The sequence below is a fragment of the Microbacterium sp. Soil_C_42 genome, assembly GCF_057656735.1.
On sequence record NZ_JBDGJU010000037.1, the window covers coordinates 1 to 22,065 of the forward strand.

Annotated in this window: 15 protein-coding genes; 7 read left to right on the forward strand and 8 right to left on the reverse strand. The window is 71.6% G+C overall.

All coding sequences use genetic code 11. The features are described from left to right. On the reverse strand, nucleotides 1-1,470 hold a 1,470-nt coding region (locus tag AC3A46_RS16455), incomplete at its 3' end, for a DEAD/DEAH box helicase (protein ID WP_487666163.1). Nucleotides 1,471-1,681: 211 nt separating this feature from the next. Here AC3A46_RS16455 and AC3A46_RS16460 point away from each other — a divergent pair. Then, a complete protein-coding gene (locus AC3A46_RS16460; RefSeq protein ID WP_487666164.1) occupies nucleotides 1,682-2,395 on the forward strand; it encodes a ferritin-like fold-containing protein in 714 nt (237 codons plus the stop codon). A gap of 80 nt (nucleotides 2,396-2,475) precedes the next feature. Here AC3A46_RS16460 and AC3A46_RS16465 read toward each other — a convergent pair whose 3' ends face one another. Next, nucleotides 2,476-2,766 (reverse strand): hypothetical protein, encoded by a 291-nt coding sequence (locus AC3A46_RS16465; protein WP_487666165.1) that lies wholly within the window; start codon nucleotides 2,764-2,766, stop codon nucleotides 2,476-2,478. Between the two features lie 13 nt (nucleotides 2,767-2,779). Beyond that, nucleotides 2,780-3,004 carry a DUF3107 domain-containing protein gene (locus AC3A46_RS16470; protein WP_045296833.1) on the reverse strand — a complete coding sequence of 75 codons (225 nt, stop codon included), beginning with the start codon at nucleotides 3,002-3,004 and terminating at the stop codon, nucleotides 2,780-2,782. Nucleotides 3,005-3,186: 182 nt separating this feature from the next. On the opposite strand from AC3A46_RS16470, the gene AC3A46_RS16475 reads away from it, so the two are divergent. Together AC3A46_RS16475 and AC3A46_RS16480 are read left to right on the forward strand one after the other, a co-directional pair. After that, nucleotides 3,187-6,408: a PD-(D/E)XK nuclease family protein gene (locus AC3A46_RS16475; RefSeq protein ID WP_487666166.1), complete on the forward strand. Its 3,222-nt coding sequence runs from the start codon at nucleotides 3,187-3,189 to the stop codon at nucleotides 6,406-6,408. Beyond that, nucleotides 6,405-9,767, forward strand: coding sequence for an ATP-dependent DNA helicase (locus tag AC3A46_RS16480; protein WP_487666167.1), 3,363 nt, complete (start codon nucleotides 6,405-6,407; stop codon nucleotides 9,765-9,767). Before AC3A46_RS16475 ends, AC3A46_RS16480 begins: the two co-directional genes overlap by 4 nt. A 49-nt stretch (nucleotides 9,768-9,816) precedes the next feature. Here the strand turns inward: AC3A46_RS16480 and AC3A46_RS16485 are convergent, their stop codons facing one another. Continuing rightward, on the reverse strand, nucleotides 9,817-11,178 hold the full coding sequence (locus AC3A46_RS16485) for a phosphotransferase (protein ID WP_487666168.1): 1,362 nt from the start codon (nucleotides 11,176-11,178) through the stop codon (nucleotides 9,817-9,819). Nucleotides 11,179-11,255: 77 nt separating this feature from the next. Between AC3A46_RS16485 and nudC the strand changes: the two genes are divergently transcribed. Together nudC and AC3A46_RS16495 are read left to right on the forward strand one after the other, a co-directional pair. After that, nucleotides 11,256-12,170 carry an NAD(+) diphosphatase gene (gene nudC, locus AC3A46_RS16490; RefSeq protein ID WP_487666169.1) on the forward strand — a complete coding sequence of 305 codons (915 nt, stop codon included), beginning with the start codon at nucleotides 11,256-11,258 and terminating at the stop codon, nucleotides 12,168-12,170. Then, entirely contained in the window at nucleotides 12,167-13,939 is a 1,773-nt protein-coding gene (locus AC3A46_RS16495; protein WP_487666170.1) for an ATP-dependent helicase, read from the forward strand. The genes nudC and AC3A46_RS16495 overlap by 4 nt, the downstream gene beginning before the upstream one ends. A gap of 783 nt (nucleotides 13,940-14,722) precedes the next feature. Here the strand turns inward: AC3A46_RS16495 and AC3A46_RS16500 are convergent. Next, nucleotides 14,723-16,168 (reverse strand): zinc-dependent metalloprotease, encoded by a 1,446-nt coding sequence (locus AC3A46_RS16500; protein ID WP_487666171.1) that lies wholly within the window; start codon nucleotides 16,166-16,168, stop codon nucleotides 14,723-14,725. Between the two features lie 146 nt (nucleotides 16,169-16,314). Between AC3A46_RS16500 and AC3A46_RS16505 the strand changes: the two genes are divergently transcribed. Together AC3A46_RS16505 and AC3A46_RS16510 are read left to right on the forward strand one after the other, a co-directional pair. Continuing rightward, nucleotides 16,315-17,442, forward strand: a complete 1,128-nt coding sequence (locus tag AC3A46_RS16505) for a YlbL family protein (protein ID WP_487666172.1) — start codon at nucleotides 16,315-16,317, stop codon at nucleotides 17,440-17,442. A 94-nt stretch (nucleotides 17,443-17,536) separates the two neighbouring features. Beyond that, on the forward strand, nucleotides 17,537-20,446 hold the full coding sequence (locus tag AC3A46_RS16510) for a UPF0182 family membrane protein (protein ID WP_487666173.1): 2,910 nt from the start codon (nucleotides 17,537-17,539) through the stop codon (nucleotides 20,444-20,446). A gap of 55 nt (nucleotides 20,447-20,501) precedes the next feature. Here AC3A46_RS16510 and AC3A46_RS16515 read toward each other — a convergent pair whose 3' ends face one another. The 3 genes from AC3A46_RS16515 to AC3A46_RS16525 are packed head-to-tail and all read right to left on the reverse strand — an operon-like array spanning nucleotide 20,502 to nucleotide 22,065. Further along, nucleotides 20,502-21,395, reverse strand: coding sequence for a prenyltransferase (locus tag AC3A46_RS16515; protein ID WP_487666174.1), 894 nt, complete (start codon nucleotides 21,393-21,395; stop codon nucleotides 20,502-20,504). Further along, nucleotides 21,392-21,715 (reverse strand): lycopene cyclase domain-containing protein, encoded by a 324-nt coding sequence (locus AC3A46_RS16520; protein ID WP_487666175.1) that lies wholly within the window; start codon nucleotides 21,713-21,715, stop codon nucleotides 21,392-21,394. Before AC3A46_RS16520 ends, AC3A46_RS16515 begins: the two co-directional genes overlap by 4 nt. Next, a complete protein-coding gene (locus AC3A46_RS16525) occupies nucleotides 21,712-22,065 on the reverse strand; it encodes a lycopene cyclase domain-containing protein (RefSeq protein WP_487666176.1) in 354 nt (117 codons plus the stop codon). Before AC3A46_RS16525 ends, AC3A46_RS16520 begins: the two co-directional genes overlap by 4 nt.

A 22,065-nucleotide genomic window follows, 5' to 3' on the forward strand; every position in this document is an offset into this window, starting at 1 on the left:
GCGGCGCCGCGGGGCGGGCTTGCCGTCGTGGTGCTCCTTGCCGCCGCCGTCGTGGGTCCCGCCCCCATCGGTGGAGCGGTCGCCGTCGGCGTTCGCCGGCGTGCCGTGCTCCGGCGATCCGGCGGCACCCGCATCGGCGGTCTGGAAGGTGGAGCCGACCCGCTCGGACGAGCCCGAGCGTCGACGGCGACGCCGGCTTCGCGGAGCCTGGCCGTTCGCCTCGACCTCGGCGGCAGCATCCGCCGCGCTCTCGGGCTGGACCCGGACCGCCTGGGTCTTCGGGGCCGTCACGATGCGGCCCTTCGTTCCCGCGGGGATGTCGAGGTCCGAGAACAGGTGCGGGCTCGACGAGTAGGTCTCGACGGGCTCGGGCTGGCCGAACTCGAGGGCGCGGTTGATGAGGGCCCACTTGTGCAGGTCCTCCCAGTCGACGAAGGTGACCGCGATGCCGGTCTTGCCCGCGCGGCCGGTGCGGCCGGCGCGGTGCAGGTACGTCTTCTCGTCGTCGGGGATCGTGTGGTTGATGACGTGCGTGACGTCGTCGACGTCGATGCCGCGCGCGGCGACGTCGGTCGCGATGAGGACGTCCTTCTTGCCGGCCTTGAAGCCCGCCATCGAGCGCTCGCGCGACTCCTGGCTCATGTCGCCATGGACCGCGCCCGCGTTGAAGCCGCGGTCGTTCAGCTCGTCCACGAGCCTCTGCGCGGCGCGCTTGGTGCGCGTGAAGATCACCGTCTTGCCGCGTCCGTCGGCCTGCAGGATGCGGGCGATGACCTCGTCCTTGTCGAGCGAGTGCGCGCGGTACACGAGGTGGCGGATGTTCGCCTGCGTGAGGCCCTCGTCGGGATCGGTCGCACGGATGTGGATCGGGTTCGACATGAAGCGGCGGGCGAGCGCGACGATCGGCCCGGGCATGGTCGCCGAGAAGAGCTGCGTGTGCCGGATCGCCGGGACCTTCGAGAAGATCTTCTCGATGTCGGGGAGGAATCCGAGGTCGAGCATCTTGTCGGCCTCGTCGAGCACGACCTCGGTCGCGTTCGAGAGGTCCAGCAGGCGCTGGTTGTTGAGGTCGATGAGGCGACCCGGGGTGCCGACGACGATCTGCGCACCGGCCTTGAGCTGGTCGATCTGACCCTCGTACGCCTTGCCGCCGTAGATGGCGACGACGCTCGTCGAGCGGTTGGAGGTCAGCATGTCCATGTCTTCGTAGACCTGCACCGCGAGCTCGCGGGTCGGGACGACGATGAGCGCCTTGACGCCGTGTGCCGGGTCGGCGCCGAGGCGCTGGACGACGGGGATGCCGAAGCCGAACGTCTTGCCGGTGCCGGTCTTGGCCTGGCCGATGATGTCCTGGCCGGGAAGGCCCAGGGGGATGGTCTGCTCCTGGATGGGGAATGCGTCGACGATGCCCTTTGTGGAGAGCGCGTCGACGATGTCCTGATCAACGCCGAGTTCGGCGAAGGTCGTCACGATGTGTGCCTGTCCGGCAGTGGGATGCTGCCTGGGTTCATGCCCTGGCGCGTCCGAGGCCTCTGCGAGGTCGCCACGCGGGCGGAAAAGCGATCCACGCCCTTCTTTCCCACAGGCGCGGGCGCCCCGATCCGACGCCGGGGCCGACACCCACGATACCGGAGGACCCCGGCGCGAGCGTGGAGGCGGTGTCCCTCGTAGGCTTTCGTGCATGGTGAAGTGGTTCTGGCAGCGTCGCGACACGGGGCGCAAGCTGCAGCTGCGCTCGCGTGACGAGCTGAGCGGCGGCAATCGCGTCGACTTCGAGGAGCTCGCTCCGGACATCGACACGTTCCTCGGCCAGGCGGCCTATCTGCAGCTCGGCTTCTTCGAGACGCTCACCGAGCTCATCCAGTCGATCCCCGAGCTGGGCGAGAAGGAGGCGGTGTCCCGTGCCGCCGGCGCGGCCCTCACCAAGCACGAGGCGCTCGTCGCGCTGATCCGCGAGCGCGGCGACGACCCCACCGAGATCATGCGTCCGTTCCGCGAGCCGCTGGATGCCTTCCGGGCGGCCACGCACGGCGTGCGCACGCAGGAGACGATGCTCTCGGTGCACATCACCGCCGGCATGCTCGACGACTTCTACCTGGCCCTGTCGGCGAGCTACGGGGAGACCGGCGACCGCGTCGCCCGCATCCTTCAGGCCGATGACGACCGCCAGGCCATCGTCGAGCTGATCTCCCAGGCCATCGCGAGCGACCCGGAATGGAAATCGCTGCTGGCGCTCTGGGGGCGCCGCCTCGTCGGCGACACCCTGCTCATCGCCCGCGCCGCGCTGCGGCCGACCGACCTCGGCCCGGTGGCGGAGGAGAAGGTGGAGCCCGTCTTCACCGAGCTCATGGCAGCGCACTCGCGCCGCATGGACGCCATGGGCCTGGCGGCCTGACGCGCCGGACGGATGCTGCGTGCCGCGGGGGCGGCGGGCGTCGGGGCCCCGCTCAGCCGTGCGTCATCAGCCGAGCGTCATCAGCCGATGCCGAGGCGCGCCTTCTCGCGTGCGTCGTGGGCGACGCGAGCGCGCGAGATGAGGGTGATCGCCGGGTAGGTGACCACGATCGGGACGATGAGTGCCGCGAGCCACGGCCACGGCGTGTCGATCCCCACGCCGAGCCACGTCAGGATCGACCACGCCGCACCGGCCGACACGGCGCCGATCATGGGTGCCACGACGACCCCGCGCGTCAGGCGCTGGTGCAGCTGGAAGTGGATGCCGATGCCGACGACCGCGCCGACGATGAACGCGATGAGGATCTGCATGTCGGGGGTCCGCTCAGGCGACGAAGCCGACGCGGCGCGACTCCTCGGAGCCGAGTTCGATGTACGCGAGGCCCGCGGTCGGGACGATGTACGAGTTCCCCTTCGCGTCGGCGAACGTGACGTGCGTGGCGCCGGCGTCGAGCGCCGCGGCGACGGACTTCTTCACGTCTGCCGCCGGCTCGTTCGTCTCGAAGTTGAGCTCGCGGCCGGTGTTCGCGATGCCGATGCGGATCTCCACGTGACTGACCTCCTGCGCGGGGCGATAGTTGTGTGCCAGATGGCTGAGGGCTGCTCCTGGCGGACAGGCTGAGGGCTCCCCGGACGCATGGCAACTCTACGACACCGTGCGGGGCCATCCGCCCGTCGCCGGAACGCTCTGGGCGAACGCTCGATGTCGCCCCCTCGCGCTAGCGTCGGAGGGTGACTTCGGGCAGGGCGGATCGTGCGGCGTGGACCCCGGACGCGGCGCAGCAGACGGTGCTGGCGCTGCCGCCGGAGGCGTCGGGGGTCGTGGTGGGCGCGCCCGGCACCGGCAAGACCGAGACGCTGATCGCGCGCGTGGCCGCCGTGATCCGGGCCGGCGTGGATCCAGATGCCGTGCTCGTTCTCACCCCGTCGCGTCAGACCGCGACGGCGCTTCGCGACCGCCTGGGCCTCGCGGTCGGGGTCGCGACGACGGGGCCGCTCGCGCGGTCGGTCGCCTCGTACGCCTTTCAGATCGTGCGGGCGCACGCCGTCGCGGCGGACGCGGACCCGCCACAGCTTCTCACCGGCGCCGACGAGGACCAGATCATCCGCGATCTGCTCGAGGGCGACGACGAGGACGAGGCGGCCGGGGCCGTGCGCTGGCCGGACTGGCTGGGCCCGGCGATCCGCGGCACGGCCGGGTTCCGCACGGAGGTGCGCACGTTCCTCGCCGAGTGCACCACCCTCGGCATCGAGCCGCGCCGCCTCCGCGAGCTCGGCGAGCATCACGAACTGCCGGCCTGGGTGTCGCTGTCGTCGTTCTTCGGCGAGTACCTCCAGGTGAGGGGCGCCATGCGCGGGGCGCACCGGGACGCCGCGGGTCTGGTCCGCGAAGCGGTCGGACTGCTGCGCACGGCGCCGGCCGGAAGCCCTGCTGTCGACCGGGTGCGCGTCGTCATGGTCGACGACGCGCAGGAACTCACCCTGGGCGGAGTCGAGATGCTGGAGGCGGTGCGCGCCCGGGGTGCCGCCGTGCTCGCCTTCGGCGACCCCGATGTCGGGTCGGGATCGTTCCGCGGCGCGACGCCGGAGAACTTCGCCCGCCTGGCGGCATCCCTGGGTGCCGTGCACGTGCTCACCGCAGGCCATCGCGGGAGCGCGTGGCAGCGCGACCTGGTCGGTCGCGTCACTCAGCGCATCGGCGCGGTCGGCGTCGTGGCCCACCGCGGTGCGGCATCGGGCGCCGAGGCTGACGACTCCGTGCGGGTGCTGACCCTGCGCTCCGCGGCCGAGGAGTACGACGCCATCGCGCGGGTGCTCCGCGAGCGCCACGTGCATGACGGCGTGCCGTGGAGCGGCTGCGCGGTCATCGCGCACGACACGCGGCAGGTCGCGGCGCTCGAGGCGGAGCTGTCGGCGCGGGAGGTGCCGGCGCGCTCGAGCGGACCGGGGCGCGCGCTCGGCGCCGTGCGGCCTGTGGCCGACCTGCTGCGGCTCATCGAGCTCGCGTCGCGCGACGAGTGGACGTTCGAAGAGGTTTCGGCGGCGCTCGTCGGAACGTACGGACGACTCGACGTCATCGAGCTCCGCCGGCTGCGCTCGGCACTGCGGCACGCCGAGCTGCGCCGGATCATCAAGAGCGCGGCGCAGGACTCGGGCACCACGGCAGCCGCGGAGGGCGGCGATGGTGAGGGCGTCCCCGAGCGCTCGGGCCGCGACCTCGTGCTCTCAGCGATGCGCCAGCCGCTCGAGTTCGACCTGCTCGACACTCGCGAGGCCCGGCGCGCGGCGTCGCTGGCGCGCACGCTCCAGGTGCTGCGCGACGACCTCGACCGCGGTGCCACGGCGCACGAGCTGCTCTGGACCGCGTGGGACCGCAGCGGACTCGAGCGCGCATGGGGCGAGCTCGCGCGCGGCAACGGTCCAATGGCAGAGCAGGCGCACCGCGATCTCGACGCCCTCGTCGCGCTGTTCCAGGCCGCGAAGCGATTCGTCGAGCGCTCGCTCGACGCCGATCCACGCGTGTTCGTGCGGTCGATCCTCGACAGCGGCGTCGCCGAGGACCGTCTCGAAGCGCCGATGCGCAACGACAGCGTGCGTGTCATGACGCCTGCCGGCGCACTCGGACTCGAGTTCGACACGGTGGTCGTGGCCGGCGTGCAGGACGGTGTCTGGCCGAACACGAGACTGCGCGGCAGCCTTCTCGACACGTGGCGTCTCGCAGACGCGGCCACCCGTGCTGACGGTGAGGCGCTCGGTGCGTTCGACCGCCGCCGGGCGGCGTTGCACGACGAACTCCGCCTGCTCGCGCGCGCGCTGTCACGGGCGACGGCCCGCGTGACCGTGACGGCCGTCGATGACGACGACACGGGCCCGAGCGTGTTCTTCGAGCTGCTGCCCGACCCGGAGCCCTTCGAGCTGGACCACCCGGTGTCCCTTCGCGGTCTCGTGGCGCGGCACCGGCGCACCCTCACCGCCGCCGGTCCACGCGCGGCCGGCGCCCCCGGTCCGCTCGCCGCGCCCGCGGCGCGCGCCGCCGAACAGCTCGCGCTGCTGGCGGACGCCGGGGTGCCGGGTGCGTCGCCGCGCGAATGGTACGGCGTCTCGGGGCCGACATCGACCGGCCCGCTGCGCGACCTCTCGAGAGAGGACGTCCGCGTCTCGCCCTCCCGGCTGCACACCCTGGAGGAGTGCGAGCTCAACTGGGTCATCGCCGATCTCGGCGGCGACCCCGGCGGCACGACCGCCGGCCTCGGCACGATCATCCACGCGGCGCTCGAGCACGCGGCCGGTCACGATGAAGCGGCGCTGTGGGCCGAGGTCGAGTCGCGCTGGGGCGAGCTGACGTTCGAGGCGGCATGGCGCGACCGCGCCGAGCAGACCCGTGCACGCGACCTGGTGCGGCGCCTGCACCTCTACCTGCGACGCTTCGACGACGCGGGCGGCACGCTGATCGGCGCCGAGCCGCACTTCGAGGTCGTGATCCCGCTGGAGGACGAGACGGCCCCGGCCGTCCCCGAGGCTTCCGAGCACCGCGTGATCCTGTCGGGCTACATCGATCGCGTCGAGCTCACGCCGGAGGGGACCGTCGTCATCATGGATCTCAAGACCGGCAAGCGCGAGCCGCAGACCGACGCCAAGGTGCTCGACAACCCACAGCTGGGTGCGTACCAGCTGGCGTTCGAGTCGGGTGCGATCCCGGCGGCGAACGGCCACGCGCCCGGTGGCGCGAAGCTCCTCGTGCTGCGGCCGACCGCGACCAGGTCCGACTACGTCACCCCGTGGCAGCCGCCGTTCGACGATGAGCGCCGTGACGCGTTCGTCGGCCGGATCCGCACGGCCGTCGCCGTCATGCGCGGTGAGAGCTTCACCGCACCGTACGAGGAGCACTGCCGCGACGAGCACTCCTACGGGCTGTGCCGGATCCACACCGTCGGCGCGGTGAGCGCCTCATGACCATCGTGCAGGGAGTGAATGCGCAGCCGGTGGCCCCGGCATCCGTGTCCCCGACTCCGCTCCTGTCGGCGCGCGTGATCGCGTCCGCACTCGGACAGTTCCCGCCGACCGACGAGCAGATCGCGGTGATCGAGGCACCCCTGGCGCCCGCCCTCGTCGTCGCCGGGGCGGGCAGCGGCAAGACCGAGACCATGGCGGCACGTGTCGTGTGGCTGGTGGCGAACGGCATCGTCCGCCGCGACGAGGTGCTCGGCCTCACGTTCACCCGCAAGGCCGCGGGCGAGCTCGCGGAGCGCATCCAGAAACGCCTCGCACGCCTGGCGGAGTTTGAGCGCCGCGGCCTGCTGCCGGCGCTGCCCGCGCTCGCGGGCGAGGGGCGGCTCGACGTGTTCGGCGAGCTCGAGCGGTCCGGCGCCGAGGGGGCGCGGGCGACCGCGGAGCGCCACCGTCTGCTCGACGCGCTCGCGCAGACGGTGGACGCCGTTCCGCAGGATTCCGTCGACGACGCGCTGCTGCGCCGGCCGAGCGTCGCGACCTACAACAGCTTCGCCGACCAGATCGTGCGCGAGCACGCGCTCCGGATCGGACGCGATGCCGAGGCCGCCGTCCTCTCGGAGTCCGCGGCGTGGCTCCTCATGCGTCGCGTGGTGTTCGCCTCCGACGACCCGCGCCTCGAGGAGCGCGGCGAGGCGGTGCGCACGATCGTCGACGCGGCCCTGCGGATCGCGCGGGACGGCGTCGACAATCTCGTCGACTTCGACGCGCTGGCTGCGTTCCCCGAGCGCTTCCGCGCGGTACGGGAGCTGCCGTCGACGAATCGGCGCACCACCGTGTACGCCGACGTGTCCGACGCGGCAGACCGCGTCGATGCGCTCGCGCTGCTCGCCGACCTCGCGCGCGAGTACGCCGCGGAGAAGCTCCGTCTCGGCGTCATCGACTTCTCCGATCAGGTCGCCGGTGCGCTGGAGGTCGTCGCGAGCCACCGCGCGGTCGCCGACGAGCTGCGCGACCGGTACCGCGTCGTCCTGCTCGACGAGTACCAGGACACCTCCGTCGTGCAGACCGACCTGCTGGCCACCCTCTTCGCCGGCACCGGGGTGATGGCGGTCGGCGATCCGCACCAGGCGATCTACGGCTGGCGCGGGGCCAGCGCCGGAAACCTCGGCGGTTTCTCATCGGCCTTCGCGCCGGGCGCGGCATGCGCGCAGTATTCGCTCCTCACGAGCTGGCGCAACAGCGCCGCGGTGCTCACAGCGGCCAACGCCGTGCTCGCGCCGCTCGCCGCATCCGCCTCCGTCGCCGTCGGCGAGCTGCAGCCGCGGCCGGGAGCGCCCGCCGGCATGGTCGAGCTCGGCTTCGACGGAGACCTCGACACCGAGGCCGACCGCGTCGCGGACTGGTTCGCACGGGTGCGCGCCGAGCGTGCCGACGGCGGTCGGTCGACCACGGGCGCGATCCTGTTCCGCAGCAAGAAGCACATGGTGCGCTTCGGAGACGCCCTCGGGCGCCGCGGTATCCCGCACCGCATCCTCGGACTCGGCGGCCTGCTGTCGACACCCGAGGTGGTCGACGTCGTCTGCGCGCTGCGAGTCATCAGCGACCCCTCTGCCGGCTCCGCGCTCATCCGGCTGCTGTCGGGGCCCCGGTGGGCGATCGGGCTGCCCGACCTGCGCGAGCTCGCGGCGCTGTCCCGCCGCCTTGCACGCCACGACACCGCGCTGCAGCCCCTCGCACCAGAAGTGGTCGAGCGCATCCAGGGCAGCGCGGGCGACGACGACGGGTCGCTCGTCGATGCCCTCGACTTCGTGCTGCGGCAGAAGCCGGATCACGGCTGGCTCGAGGGCTTCACACCCGAGGCGCGGGAGCGACTGCGCGACGCGGCATCCGTCTTCGCGGGACTCCGTCAGGCGAGCGGCATGCCGATCCCCGAGCTGGTGCGGCTGATCGAGCTCGAGCTGCGGCTCGACATCGAGCTCGCCGCGAACGAGTCACGCGGCCCCGCGCGCATCGCCTCGGCGCAGCTGCGGGCGTTCGTCGACGAGGTGCACGCGTTCCTCGCCGCCGACGAGACCGGGTCGCTGTCGAGCCTGCTCGCATGGCTCGACCACGCCGAGCAGCTCGATGAGTTCGCGCCGCGCACCGAGCCGCCCGAGGACGACGTCGTGCAGCTGCTGACGATCCACGGATCCAAGGGGCTCGAGTGGGATGCCGTCGCCGTCGTGCGGCTCGTCAAGGACGAGCTGCCCAGCGCACCCCGTGACACGAAGGCGTGGCTGGGCTTCGGCGTCCTGCCGTACGCGTTCCGCGGCGATTCGGCCTGGCTGCCGGCGCTCGGCTGGCAGTCAGCCGAGACGCAGCAGGATCTCAAGGAGGCGATCGAGACGTTCGTCGAGGCGAACCGGGCTCGGCAGCTCGAAGAGGATCGCCGGCTGGCGTACGTCGCCGTCACCCGCGCCCGTGATCACCTGCTGCTCACCGGTGCGACGTGGTCGGGCACCAAGCGCCCGCGCACCCGCAGCACGTTCTTGGCCGAGATCGCCGAGGCGCTCGGAGTGCCGCTCTCCGACGACGAGCCCGGCGACGATCCGTACCAGGGGGAGCGGCGCGTGCTCCAGTGGCCGATCGATCCGCTGGGCGCCCGCAGGGCGGCGGTGGCCGGCGCCGCGGACGCGGTCGAAGCCGCGCTGCGCGCACCGCGTGCGCAGATCGATGCCCAGGCGGCGCTGCTGCTCGCCGAGCGGGAGGCGCGCCGTGCGCGCCCGGTGCACACCGCGCCGACGCGCATCGCGGCGTCGCGCTACAAGGAGTACGTGGCCGACCTCGAGGGCACTCTCGCCGGCATCGCCCGGCCGATGCCCGAGCGCCCCTTCCGCCAGACCCGCCTCGGCACGCTGTTCCACGCCTGGGTCGAACAGCGCTCGGGGCGCGCAGGACTCGGCGGCTCGCTCGATGACGCGCTGTGGGAGACGGACGAGGACCTCCCTGGGACGGAGGCCTCGGTCGAGGACGCCGCCGCGCTGGCGGCCCTGCGCGAGCGCTTCCTCGCCTCGGAGTGGGCCGGGCTCCAGCCGATCGAGGTCGAGACCGAGATCGACTTCACGACCATCGGCCCCGACGGCTTGCCGCACATCGTGATCTGCAAGCTCGATGCCGTGTACCGGCGCGACGATCGCGGCGGGCGCATCGAGATCGTCGACTGGAAGACCGGCGCCGCGCCGCGCACCCCGGCCGAGAAGGACGAACGGATGCTGCAGCTCGAGCTGTACCGGCAGGCTTATCACTCGAAGCACGGCGTGCCGCTCGACGAGATCGATGTCGCGCTCTACTACGTCGCCGAGGACATCATCCTGCGAAGCTGAGCCTCCGACGCCGGACCAGGTCCGGGCCGCGCGATGTCGCGGCGTCGGCTCAGTCGGCCATCCAGCGGCGCAGCGCCGCCTCGGACGCGCGCTCCGCCTCGGCCGCGGCATCCAGACCGCCGTCGCTGCCGTCGGCGCGGGAACGGGACCCGTTCGTGGCGGCGCCCGTCGGCAGCGTGATGGGCGCGGTGGAGAGGTCGTCGTCCGGGTGGATCGCGGGCAACTCCACCGCGGCCGGGTCGAGATGGACCGGCCGGAAGGCGGCGAGCTCCTCGGCGGTGATCTCCTGCGTGTCGAAGGACTCCGGAGCGGGTGGCACCGGCCCCGTCTCGCGTCGCGCGTCATCCTCGTCGGCGACCCACTGCGCCAGCTCTTCCGGGTCGTACGCATCGGTCTGCATCGACGTGTCGATGGTCGGCGCGCTCGCGCCGGGCGTGCGCTCGAGGAGGGCGATCGCGTCGTCGACGTCGAGTGCGGCCGGCGAGAGGATGTCGTCGCCCGCGACCCCGCCGGCGAGGGAGTCGAGCAGCTCGACGGCGTCGGCGACGATGTCGTCGCGATCGGCGTCGTGGCCGTGCACGAGCCACTTCGCGAACTCGAGCTCGGCGTACAGGCGCGCGCGCTCGCGCGATCGGGCGTCGGGAGCGCGGCCGCTGCCGGCGACGTAGGCGGCGTAGACGTCGTCGGCGGCGTCGGGGGCCGATGCGAGCCACTGCAGGTCGGTCGCGGGGTCACCGATCGACAGCCCGTGCCACTCGAGCAGTCCGGTCACGGTGGGAATGCCGTCGAGGTCCTCGAACAGGAATGAGGCGGCCCCCGCGCCGCCGAGCACAACGGCGGACTCGAAGCGCCACAGGTCGTCGGCGTCGACAGCGCGGTGCCAGCGCTCGGCCAGGCTCACCGGCAGTCGGCGGGTCGCGACGGCGCGTTCGATCATTCGTGTGACGTCGGCGCGCACCTGCTGCGGCGTGCGTGCCGGCAGGCCCTCGCTCTTGACGATCGAATGCGGAAGCGCGTGAAGCGCCGCGAGTGCGGCACCGAGCGAGGTCGCCGCGCCGCGCCCGGGCGGCAGATGCGCCGCATCGACGCGGTAGCCGGGAAGGAAGTCGACGACGACGACACGCGTGTCGCCGAGGCCCGTCTCGCCGAGGAGCTCAGGCGCGCGGAAGGGGAGCAGGCCCCTCACGCCGGGGGTCAGCGCGCGCAGCGCGCGCACTTCCGCAGCGAGTTCGGGAGCGGACGACGCATCGGCAGGGACGCGTACGACCACGCGCCGCCCATCGTCGAGATCGGCGACCGCCGCGTCGAATCGGCCGGCCGCTCCCTCGGTGAGGGCGCCGACTCCGACGACGCCGACCCGCGGGAGAGCCGACGTGACCGACGCGGCTAGAGTGAGGGGTGAGCGTGCCATGTGCCCAGGGTAGGTCGGTCGCGCTCGTCCGTCCCCGCGCCACGCCCGGCCCAGAACGACGAAGCGGAGCATGTTCGATGACGGCGCCCGACAGCACCAGCCTCAATCCGCTGGCGTACCCCGGACTCGATCGCGCGGCCGATGAGCGGCTGATTCCCGACCTCCTCGAGACGGCGAAGACGGATGCCGCGTCCCGCGTGCTCGTCGTGGTCGGCGACTCCGCCCCGCTCGCCGCCCCGGACGCCCTCGAATGGTGCGCCCCGGCGGACGTGCCGGCGGGGGCCGAGTGGGCCTTCCTCGGGCGTGAGGACGACGGCGCAGCCCTGCTCGCCGCCGTGTTCGCGTCGCAGGACGACGATCTGTTCGCCGCCCCGGCGGGCTGGGCGGGCCTGCGCGCGGTGGGGGCGCTGCTGTCGCCCCGCGACGCCGGCGCGTTCGTTCAGGCGCTGAGCCTCGGACGCTGGCTCGTCGATGCGCCGTTCTGCCCGGCGTGCGGCACCCGCACGATCCTCGGTGACGCGGGCTGGTCGCGCCGCTGCCCGAACTGCGGGCGGCAGCACTTCCCGCGCACCGATCCCGCGGTGATCGTCGCGATCACGAGCACGGCGGACTCCGATCTGCTGCTCCTCGGCTCGAACGCCCTGTGGGGTGCCGACCGGTTCTCGTGCTTCGCAGGCTTCGTCGAGGCCGGCGAGTCGCTCGAGGCGGCCGTGCGCCGCGAGGTGGCAGAGGAGTCCGGCATCGAGGTCGGAGCGCTGACCTACCGTGGGTCCCAGGCATGGCCGTACCCGCGCTCGCTCATGGTCGGCTTCCTCGCCGAGTCCCGCGACGATGCGGCGGCGCGTGCCGACGGCGAGGAGATCGCCGCGGTCCGCTGGTTCACACGCGACGAGATCGGCCGGGCGCTCGCCGGCGAGGGCGACGTCGTGCTTCCCGGGCGGGCGTCCATCGCGCACCGGCTCATCGCCGACTGGCACGCGGGGCGGGCGTGAGCGCCCTCGCGGGGCTGGACGAGCATCAGCTCGAGGCGGCGACCGCCCTGCGCGGACCCGTCGCGGTGCTGGCCGGCGCGGGCACCGGCAAGACCCGCGTCATCACGCACCGCATCGCCCACGGCGTCGACACCGGCGCGTACTCGCCCGGCCGCGTCATGGCGGTGACCTTCACGACCAAGGCCGCCGGTGAGATGCGAGGGCGTCTGCGGGCGATGGGCGTCGGCGGGGTGTCGGCCCGCACGTTCCACGCGGCCGCGCTCGCGCAGCTCAACTTCTTCTGGCCGACGCTCGCGGGCGACACCGCGCCGGGCATCGTCGACAACAAGGTGAGGTTGCTCGCCCACGCAGCCGACGGGATCGGACTCGCGCCCGACGTGGCGACGCTGCGCGACGTCGCCTCCGAGATCGAATGGCGCAAGGTCTCGATGCTGAGCGTCGACGCGTACGCGGCGGCACGCCCCAACGGCGTCGGTCGCCTGGGGATCGAGCGCGTGATGGCGCTCCAGCACGCCTACGAGAAGCTCAAGGACGAGCGCCGCCAGCTCGACTTCGAGGACGTGCTGCTCGCCTGCGCCGGCATGCTCGAGGCCGAGCCGCAGGTCGCCAAGGCCGTTCGCGAGCAGTACCGACACTTCACCGTCGACGAGTTCCAGGACGTCTCGCCCCTGCAGAACCGTCTGCTCGAGCTGTGGCTGGGAGACCGGCGCGACCTCTGCGTCGTCGGCGACGCGAGCCAGACCATCTATTCGTTCGCCGGCGCCGATGCGGCGTACCTCCTCGATTTCGCCTCGCGCTTCGAAGGCGCCCGCGTCGTGCGCCTCGAGACGAACTATCGATCGGATGCTCCGATCCTGGCGGTCGCGAATGAGCTGATGCGAGGGCGTCCTGGCGCGTTGCACCTCTCCGCGGCCGCCGACCGCGACGCCGATGCCGACTCGGCCCCGGTCCCGACGGTGACCGCGTTCGATGACGACCGAGACGAGGCGCGCGCGGTGGCCGCGCGGATCACCGCGCAGATCGCCGAGGGCGCGGACCCGCGCCACATCGCGGTGCTCTACCGCGCACATGCGCAGTCCGCGGAGCTCGTCGCAGCCCTCTCGGATGCGGGGATCGCGACGACGGTGCTCGGCGGCCGCCGCTTCTTCGACATGCCCGAGGTGCGGCAGGCCGTCATGGAGCTGCGTGCGGCCTCGGTCGCGCCCATCGAGAGCGGGTTCGTCGACACCGTGCGCGACATCCTGCGCTCGCGGGGCCTCACGGACGAGCCGCCGGAGGCCGGCGGCGCGCTCCGCGACGCATGGGAGGCCCGAGCGGCTCTGCTGCGTCTCGCCCAGGAGGCGCCCGAGGGGACCACCCTCCGGGCATTCGCAGACGAGCTCACAGCCCGCGCCAAAGCGCACGACGAGCCTGCGAGGCGCACGGTGACGCTTGCGACATTGCACGCGGCCAAAGGCCTGGAATGGGAGCACGTGCACCTCGTCGGCGTGGCGGAAGGCCTTCTTCCGATCTCGTACGCCACGACGTTCGAGCAGGTCGACGAAGAGCGGCGCCTTGCGTACGTCGGCATCACGCGGGCCGGGCGAACGCTGTCGCTGTCGTGGGCTCGAGGCGTACGGGAGCGGCAGCCGTCGCGGTTCCTCCGAGAGATCGGCAACGGCACTCTGCGTGCGGGAGGTGCGACCGCACGTGCCGATGCAGCGAGCCGGCGCGCAGGGTCACCGACCGGGTCCGGCCGGCCGAGGGGTTCCGCGCGCGCTCCGCGATGAGGCGTCCGGCCACCATCCCCGCCTCCCACAGCACCGAGGGCTCACTCTCGACAGGGCGCCCGAGCAGCTGCGCGGCGACAGCGGGCCAGGTGGGATCGCTGTCGCGACGGTGAGCCGCGACGCAGGCGAGGCATGCGCTGCGGCCCGGCTCCACGAAGGGTCCGACCTCCGCTCCCGAGCCGGTGAGCGCGATCGGAACATGATCGAGGTCGGCGCCCATGAGGGCGGCGGCTGCGCCGGGCGCAACGACGCGGTGCACGAGGAACACGACGGCCGCGGCATCCGTGCCGGCGCCGCCGATGCCGTCGAAGCGGTGAGCGGTATGGACGTCGTACCCCTCTGCGGCGAGGCCCGCGGCGACCGCGTCACGATGACGGTCGGGCACATCCTCGGCGCACTGGATCGTGACACGGGGAGGTGCCGCGGCGTCCGTCATGAGTGCGCGGCGGATGCGCGACAGGAACCGCGACGCGGAGGACGCGTCCGGAGCACCGAGCGCCTGCGCGAAGGGGACCGCGGCGCCGTCGGGGATGCCGCGCTCCAGCTCGCGGAGCAGGCGCTGCTGCCAGGGGTGCGGATCGTCGAGGACCGCGACCGGGTCGGCGCCGAATTGGAGCGTCGAGTCGGTCCGCCACACCGGAGGATACGAGGGGTCGAGTCGCAGCATGCGCCCGATCCTGTCGGAAGTCCGGGGTGCGCAACGGGTATCCACAGGCCGCGCGGCGTCTTCGCGGAGCCACGACGGCCTGGGGAGGAACCGGCGACCCGACCCCGGCCCGCCGCTTACACGGGCCGGTGGTCGTCGGGCGCGCCGCTCTCGCCTTCGTCGCCGGGCCCGTCGGACTCGGAGGGGGGATCGGATGCCTCGTCCGCGGCCGATCCGCCGGGCTCCTCGCCCGCGAGGAGGCGAGCCAGTGCGTCGTCCATCTCGTCGCGCACCGGCTCCTCGCCGCGGGCGCGGGACTCGAGGCGGGCGACGAGCGCCGCGGGATCGTCGATGTCGGTCGCGCTCGGCATGAGGTCGGGGTAGTCCCACAGCGCGTCGCGCGCGGCAGGGCCCACAGCATCCGTCACGGCGCGCCACATCGCGGCGGCCTCACGCATGCGACGCGGGCGGATCTCGAGGCCGACGAGCGAGCCCAGCGCCCGCTCGGCGGGGCCGCCGACGGCGCGGCGACGGCGAACGGCCTCCGAGATGCGCTGTGCCGCGGGGAGTCGCGAGGTCGCGTCCTCTGTGACGACCTCGACCCAGCCCTCGACGGTCGCGAGGAGATTCTCCAGGCGTGCGAGGGCGGCCTCCTGGGCCTCGGAGCGGGCAGGCAGCAGCGCGCCGCTCTCGATCGCGCGGCGGAGTTCCTCGGGCTCGGACGGGTCGAAGCGCGTGGCGAGATCCTCGAGGGCGTCCGTGTCGACGTGCACGCCCCGCGCGAAGTCGGTGACCTGCGAGATCACGTGCAGGCGCAGCCAGCGCGCGTGACGGAAGAGGCGCGCGTGCGCGAGCTCGCGCGTCGCGACGTACAGCGCGAGCTGGTCTTCGGGCACCTCGAGGTCGCGCCCGAAGTCGGCGAAGTTCTGGGGAAGGATCGCGGCCTCGCCGTCGGGCATGAGCGGGATGCCGACGTCGCCGCCGCTCACGACCTCCTTGGACAGGTTGCCGACCACCTGACCGAGCTGCGATGCGAAGAGCGAACCGCCGACCGTGCGCATGAGGCGCCCGGCGCCCTGCACGAGTCCCTGCATGTCTTCGGGCGCCTGCGCGCTCAGTGCTGATGTGAGCGCGTCGGCGATGCTCGTGGCGACGGGGGCGGCGAGCTCCTGCCAGACGGGCAGCGTCGCCTCGACCCAGGCGCCGCGCGTGAGCGTCGACGGAGGAGCCGGCAGCTCCGAGATCGTGGTCGCCTCGCTCAGCCACAGCGTCGCCAGGGAGAAAGCCTGGTCGAGGTCCGTGCGCTGGCCCGCGGTCACACCCAGGCCCTCCTGGTTGGCGATGTGCAGCGCCTGACGCTTCGCCATGTCCCACGAGATGCCCGTCTCGTCGGCGCCCTCGAAAGCGCCTTGCAGCTGGCGCATGACCGCCTGCATCATCGCGGGGTCGATGTTCATGCCCGACAGCCGCGACAGCTGCTCGGGGTCGAAATCGCCCCCCGCGCCGCCGAACAGCTGACGGATGAGCTCCTGGAAGTCGTCCTCGGGGCTGGGGTCGCCCCCGCCAGTGACGTCGTCTGCCACTTCAGCCGCCTTTCAGCCGGTCGATGAGGTTGCGTTCTACGCTAGTCGCAGCATCCGTCGCACTCCCCGGCAAGGACCCCGAACGCCTTACGCCGGTCGCGAACGACCAGGCGCATCACCGACAAGGCACGGAAGAGAGGTCCCGCGTGGCCCTGTTCGACGAGAACACGACGATCGAGCCCGCCCCGCGGCCGCGGATGTCCCGCCGAACACTGGCCGGCGTATGGGCGCTCGCCGTCGCGATGGTGGTGCTCCTCGTCATCACGTTCCTGCCGACCTCCTACGTCATCCAGCGCCCGGGTCCGGTGTACGACACGCTCGGCACGGCGCAGAACGCCGACGGCGAGGAGGTGCCGCTGATCTCGGTCGAGGGCGCCGAGACCTACCCGACCGACGGATCGCTCGACCTCCTCACCGTGCAGGTGCAGGGCAATCGCGAGCACACGCCGTCGTGGTTCGAGCTCGCCATGGCGTGGTTCGACCCGAGCCGGGCCGTCATGCCGATCGACGCGATCTTCCCCGAGGACCAGACCACCGAGGAGCGCAATGAGGAGAGCGCCCAGATGATGGTGGACTCCCAGCACGAGGCGACGGCCGCTGCTCTGACCGAGCTCGGCTACGACGTGGGGGGGACCCTCGCGGTGTTCTCGGTCGTCGACGGCGCCGCCGCCGAGGGGATCCTCGAGCAGGGCGACCTCATCCTGGAGGCCAACGGCGAGGAGCTCACGGATGTCGCAACCCTGCGCTCGATCATCAACGAGGGGGAGGGAGCTCCCGTCGAACTGCTCATCGAGCGCGACGGTGAGCAGCAGACGGTGGCGGTCACCCCGAAGGAGACCACCGACGAGGAGGGCAAGACGACCTGGATCCTCGGGGTCAACCTCACGACGGACTACGACTTCCCGATCGACGTCACCATTCAGCTGAACAACGTCGGCGGACCCAGCGCCGGCATGATGTTCGCGCTCGGGATCATCGACACGCTCACCCCGGGTGAGCTCAACGGCGGGCAGCAGGTCGCCGGCACGGGCACGATCACCGCCGACGGCGAGGTCGGGCCGATCGGCGGCATCCGTCAGAAGATGTGGGGTGCGCTCGATGCCGGCGCCCAGTGGTTCCTCGCTCCCGAGGCGAACTGCGACGAGGTCGTCGGTCACATCCCGGGAGATCTGCGCGTGTTCTCGGTCGAGGATCTCGACGATGCGCTGGCGGTGCTCGACGCGGTGAGCTCGGACGGCGATCTCGATGCGCTGCCGACCTGCACGCTGAAGTGAGCGTGCGGATCGTGCCCGAAACGTTGCGAGTTTCTTAGAGTTCGCCCAGCCAGGACAAGGCGGCCGCCGTGAATCGCGCGCCTAGGATGGGAACGTGACCACGACCTCTGCGCCGACTCCGGCCACACCTTCTCGCACCAGACGCGTCATCGCCATCACCCTGGCGATCATCGCCGCGCTCGTGGTGGCCTTCTTCATCTTCGCCAGCCTCTACGCGGACTGGCTCTGGTACGACCAGCTCGGGTTCTCGGAGGTGCTGCTCACCCAGTGGGTCGCGCGGGTCGTGATGTTCGCGGTCGGCTTCCTCGGGATGGCGGTGCCGGTGTGGCTCTCCATCCAGCTCGCCTACCGGCTGCGCCCCGTCTACGCACGGCTGAGCTCGCAGCTCGACCGCTACCAGGAGGTCGTCGAGCCGCTGCGCCGGCTCGCGATGTGGGGCATCCCGATCTTCTTCGGATTCTTCGCCGGCTTCGCCGCCTCTGCGCAGTGGGAGACCACGTGGCTGTGGTTCAACGGCGTCGCCACCGAGACGACCGACCCCGAGTTCGGGCTCGACACCGGCTTCTACATGTTCGCGATGCCGTTCTGGAGCTCGCTCATCGGCTTCGTGTCGGCGGTCCTGCTGATCTGCCTGCTCGTCACCGCGCTGGTCTCGTACCTCTACGGCTCGGTGCGCATCGGTCAGCGCGAGCTGCGGATCTCCAAGTCGGCCCGCATCCAGCTCGCGGTGACCGCGGGACTCTACCTGCTGGTGCAGGGCGCGAGCCTGTGGCTCGACCGGTACAAGACGCTCGTCGAGCCGGGGGATCGCATCACGGGCCCCGGATACACCGGTGTCAACGCGATCATCCCCGGCCAGACGATCCTCGCCTTCGCGGCCGTCATCGTCGCCATCCTGTTCTTCGTGACCGCGATCATCGGCCGCTGGCGCTACCCGCTCATCGCGACCGCTCTGCTCGTCGTGTCGGCGATCGTCGTCGGCGTCGGCTACCCGTGGGTCGTCAACACCTTCCAGGTGCAGCCGAACCGCTTCGCCCTCGAAGAGGACTACTACCAGCGCAACGTCGACATGACGCACGAGGCATACGGCGTCGACAACCTCGACCAGCAGGACTTCACGGCCGTGACCGATGTCGAGGCCGGCCAGCTGCGTGACGACGCGGCCACCACCGCCCAGGTCCGCATCATGGACCCCGCGATCATCTCGCCGAACGTGCGCCAGCTCGAGCAGTACCGGTCGTACTACCAGTTCGCCGACCCGCTGGACGTCGACCGTTACGACATCGACGGGGTCGCGCAGGACACCGTGGTGTCGGTGCGCGAGCTGAACCTCGCGCAGCTCGGCAACGCCGCCGACTGGCAGAACTCCGCCGTCGTCTACACGCACGGCTACGGCCTCGTCGCCGCGAAGGGCAACGACCGCACGAACGAGGGCGACCCCGTGTTCCTCGAGCGCGGCATCCCCGCCGCGGGGTTCCTCTCCGACCGCGAGGACTTCCAGCCGCGGGTGTACTTCGGCGAGTATTCGCCGACGTACTCCATCGTCGGGGCACCGGAGGGGTCGGAGCCGGTCGAGCTCGACTACCCGTCGGGTGAGGACGGCTCGGGCGAGACGAAGACGACATTCGACGGCGAAGGCGGGCCGAGCCTGGGCAACGTCTTCAACAGGCTCATCTATGCGCTCAAGTTCCAGGCCGAGCAGATCCTGTTCTCCGACTACGTCAACGAGGACTCGCAGATCCTCTACGACCGCAACCCGCGCGATCGCGTCCAGAAGGTGGCTCCTTACCTGACGCTCGACAACGATGCATACCCCAGCGTCGTGGATGGGCGGATCGTGTGGATCATCGACGGCTACACGCTGAGCGCCAACTACCCGTACTCGTCGACCGTGAGCCTGACGTCGGCGATCTCGGACTCGAGCAACCCCGCTCCGCGCTTCGCCCTCGACGACATCAACTACATCCGCAACTCGGTGAAGGCGACCGTCGACGCATACGACGGATCGGTCACCCTGTACGCGTGGGACGAGAGCGACCCGGTGCTGGAGTCGTGGCAGAAGGTCTACCCGTCGACGATCAAGCCGATCAGCGACATGTCGGCCGACCTGATCAGCCACGTGCGGTACCCGACCGATCTGTTCAAGGTGCAGCGCACGATCCTCGGGGTCTATCACGTCGACGACGCGCGCTCGTTCTACCAGAGCGACAACCGCTGGCAGACGCCGAACGACCCGCAGGAAGAGACGGCGCTGCAGCCGCCCTACTACCTGACGATGCAGATGCCCGACCAGGATCAGCCGACGTACTCGATGTTCACCTCGTTCATCCCGGCGGCGACGGCAGGCAACACCAGAAACGTCCTGATGGGCTACCTCGCGGTGGACTCGAACGCCGGAAGCGAAGCGGGCGTCAAGAGCGAGGACTACGGAAAGCTCCGGATGCTGGTGATCGACGCCGAGACGACGGTGCCCGGTCCTGGCCAGGTGCAGAACACGTTCAACTCTGATCCGCAGATCTCGGCGCAGATCAACCTGCTGAAACAGGGACAGTCCGAGGTGCTCAACGGCAACCTGCTCACCCTGCCGGTCGGCGGCGGCCTGCTGTACGTCCAGCCGGTGTTCGTGCAATCGTCGACGGGTACGAAGCTGCCCAAGCTGCAGAAGGTGCTGGTCTCGTTCGGCGACAAGATCGCCTTCGAAGACACGCTGAACGAGGCCCTCGACACGCTGTTCGGCGGGGATTCCGGCGCCGACGCGGGTGATACCGACGTGCAACCGACGCCGGGCGCCACGCCGGCGCCGACTCCGGAGCCGACGCCGACCGAGCCGACGACGCCGAGCGAGCCGACCGATGAGTACCAGGCGGCGCTCCAGGACGCCCAGCAGGCGATGCTCGATCGCCAGGCGGCGCTCGAGCAGGGCGACTGGGCCGCGTACGGCGCGGCCGACGAGCGTCTGACCGCGGCGGTCGAGAAGCTCATCCAGCTCGGCGAGCAGCCGTAGACCGCTCACGCACGAAGGCCGGTCCCCGCGGGGACCGGCCTTCGGCGTTGGGGGGCTATGCCGTGAGGATCGCGTACCAGATGAGCAGCAGCGTGACCGCGAAGCCCGCGAACTGGTTGAGCCACAGGAACCGGCCCCATCCGGTGGTCGCCGCTGCGGCGTCGGCGTCGGCGATCGAGCGGTACGGCCACACCGTCACGAGGTAGGGGACCACGAGCACAGCCGCGAGCGGTCCCGGCCAGGTCGTCGCGAGCATCGCGACCCCCGCCGCGGCGTAGCACGCGAGGGCGAAGCGCACCGTCCAGCGTGCGCCGCGCGCCGTGGCGATCGATGCGATTCCCGCTTCGCGGTCGGCGACGACGTCCTGCACCGCTCCGAACGCGTGGGAGGCGACGCCCCACAGCGCGAATGCGGCGATCAGCGCCACAAGGGCGGGCGTCCACGTGGCTCCCGCCAGGACGAGCCCGTACACGGCGGGGGAGAAGAAGTGGATGCTGCTGGTCACGGAGTCCAGGAACGGCCGCTCCTTCAGCCGCAGCGGCGGCGCGCTGTAGAACACGACGAAGAACAGACTCGCCGCGAGGACGAGCCACGAGAGGGCGGACCCGACGACCACGAGATACACCACGAACGGCAGACACAGCAGTGCGGACGCCCACAGTGTCACGGGGTGCATCCGCCGATCGAGCACGGCGCCATGGGCGCCGCCCTTGCGCGGGTTGCGCAGGTCCGACTCGTAGTCGAACACGTCGTTGATGCCGTACATCGCGAGGTTGTACGGCACGAGGAAGAACAGTGTGCCCAGCACGAGGGTCAGGTCCACCTCGCGCGTGGTCATGACATAGGCGGCGGCGAACGGGTACGCGGTGTTGATCCAGCTCACGGGCCGCGAGGCGATGAGAAGCTGCCGGGCGACGGTGCTCGCGCGCAGGGGCGCAGCGGTGGTCACGAGGCCACCTCCTCACGACGCGAGCGCGACGGCCCGAGCAGCGCGAAGACGGCCGGTACGAGGAAGGCCGCGCACACCGGGTAGGCGAAGTCCTCGAGAGGGGCGAGACCGATGCGCACCCCCGAGATCAGCGCCTCGGGGTACGTGAAGAGCCCCGCGGCGATCATGATGTTGTCGAACACGGCGGTGAGCAGGACCAGGACGCCCGCGGCGATGGCGGATGCCGCCATCCTGCGCCCGAACGCCGGGCGGCCGACGGTCAGCAGCACCACGATCGCGGTGATGAGGACGAACGGCACGACGATGAGGGAGTAGGTCATCGGTTCGCCTCCGAGCGCGGGGGCGCCGCATCCGCCCCGCGCCGCTCTGCCAGTCGCAGGGCGCCCGACCACGCGACGAGGGCCAGGTAGCACAGGAACGCCAGGAACACGGGCTCTTCGAGCGGGAGATGGGGAGCGAGGTCGATGCCCAGCAGCAGGGCGCTGTCGCCCTTGACGAAGACACCGGTTGCGATCCCGACGGCGTCCCACGCGAGGAAGAACGCGGTGCCGATCCCCACCGCACCGGCCGTGCGTGCGGGCGCCGGCCACGCCGCCAGGCGCCAGCGCCGGTCGAGCAGCAGCACGCCCGCCGCAGAGACGAGGATGGCGGCAAGGTACAGTCCCGGCAC

Bases quoted from the DNA above. Each gene is read 5' to 3' on its own strand.
- AC3A46_RS16460 (WP_487666164.1), top strand. From the start codon at position 1,682: ATGGTGAAGTGGTTCTGGCAGCGTCGCGACACGGGGCGCAAGCTGCAG.
- AC3A46_RS16485 (WP_487666168.1), bottom strand. From the start codon at position 11,178: ATGGCACGCTCACCCCTCACTCTAGCCGCGTCGGTCACGTCGGCTCTC.
- AC3A46_RS16465 (WP_487666165.1), bottom strand. From the start codon at position 2,766: ATGCAGATCCTCATCGCGTTCATCGTCGGCGCGGTCGTCGGCATCGGC.
- AC3A46_RS16520 (WP_487666175.1), bottom strand. From the start codon at position 21,715: ATGACCTACTCCCTCATCGTCGTGCCGTTCGTCCTCATCACCGCGATC.
- nudC (WP_487666169.1), top strand. From the start codon at position 11,256: ATGACGGCGCCCGACAGCACCAGCCTCAATCCGCTGGCGTACCCCGGA.
- AC3A46_RS16480 (WP_487666167.1), top strand. From the start codon at position 6,405: ATGACCATCGTGCAGGGAGTGAATGCGCAGCCGGTGGCCCCGGCATCC.